The sequence below is a fragment of the Streptomyces sp. NPDC000880 genome, from assembly GCF_053599675.1.
Map to the genome: position 1 here is coordinate 1 of NZ_JBSFMS010000253.1, position 1,046 is coordinate 1,046.

Genomic DNA, 1,046 nt, shown 5'->3' on the forward strand with positions numbered 1-1,046 from the left:
GAACTCCAATCCCTCCCCGGCGCCCAGCTCAACCTCGTCACCGGCCAGGACTACGCCACCACCCCCACTGCATCCACCGCCCCGGCCGCACCCGCACCCCTACCCACAGCCGTCAGCGGCCAGGCACGCTCCGCCGACCACGACCTCTGCTCCGACCTCTCCTACGGCTGATCCCGGTGAACCACCAGCGGTGCGGTTCATTCGCCGTCGTGGCCACCTGCCGGCGGCCCGGGCCGGCCGCTTTCGGATCTGGGTCCGTCTGCCCGGGCTGCGCGGGGCCGCCGGAGGCGGTGTTCCACGATGCCCGGGTGGTCGACGGTAGAGGTCGCCGACCTCTCCCACCGGCTGCGTACCCCGCTGACGTCACTGCGGCTGGAGGCCGAGTCACTTGCGACGCCGCCGACGCCGCCCGCATCACCATGGGCGTGGACGCCATGGAACGGGCAGTCACCGGCCTGATCGGCCAGGCCCGCCATCGTCGGGATGCACATGCCGACGCAGCCTGTGAGTCGACCACTGTGGTACGCGACCGGGTGGCGTTCTGGACCGTACTGGCCGAGGACACCGGCCGGGCAGTCACCCTCGATGTGCTGGCCGACGGCCCGCTGCCCGTCGGGGTCCCCGCCGACGAACTCGCCGCCGCCCTGGACGCTTTGCTGGGTAACGTGTTCGCCCATACACCCGACGGCACCGCGTTCGCCGTCACCTTGGCGCCCAGGGCCGGCGGCGGAGCCCTGCTGACGGTGGCGGACGACGGTCCCGGCCTGTCGGCGGACCAGGTCCGGCGGGGCGCGAGCCGGGGCGGGTCGACCGGCCTCGGACTGGACATCGCCCGTCGAGTCGCCCAATCGAGCGGCGGGCGGCTGGACCTGGCAACCGGTCCGGCCGGCGGTGCCCGGGTGACGCTGGAACTGGGCCCGCCCGCGCCCGGTCCGACCCCGGAGGGAATGCCTTAGCCTCGATCCACCGGCGTGGTTTGAGAGTGATCTTCAGACCGGTTTCTTATCCGGTTTGGGTCGGTGTCCGGGGATGGGCGGGTGGTATCC

General features: G+C 72.5%; 2 protein-coding genes. Both read left to right on the forward strand.

Features of this window, described 5'->3' with window-relative positions; translation table 11 throughout:
* Positions 1-300 precede the first annotated feature (300 nt).
* Complete coding sequence (locus ACWDO5_RS35740) at positions 301-459, forward strand: histidine kinase dimerization/phospho-acceptor domain-containing protein (protein WP_450534683.1); 159 nt, start codon at positions 301-303, stop codon at positions 457-459.
* Positions 435-956: a sensor histidine kinase gene (locus tag ACWDO5_RS35745; RefSeq protein WP_450534684.1), complete on the forward strand. Its 522-nt coding sequence runs from the start codon at positions 435-437 to the stop codon at positions 954-956. The genes ACWDO5_RS35740 and ACWDO5_RS35745 overlap by 25 nt, the downstream gene beginning before the upstream one ends.
* Positions 957-1,046 lie beyond the last annotated feature (90 nt).

Bases quoted from the DNA above. Each gene is read 5' to 3' on its own strand.
- ACWDO5_RS35740 (WP_450534683.1), top strand. From the start codon at position 301: ATGCCCGGGTGGTCGACGGTAGAGGTCGCCGACCTCTCCCACCGGCTG.
- ACWDO5_RS35745 (WP_450534684.1), top strand. From the start codon at position 435: ATGGAACGGGCAGTCACCGGCCTGATCGGCCAGGCCCGCCATCGTCGG.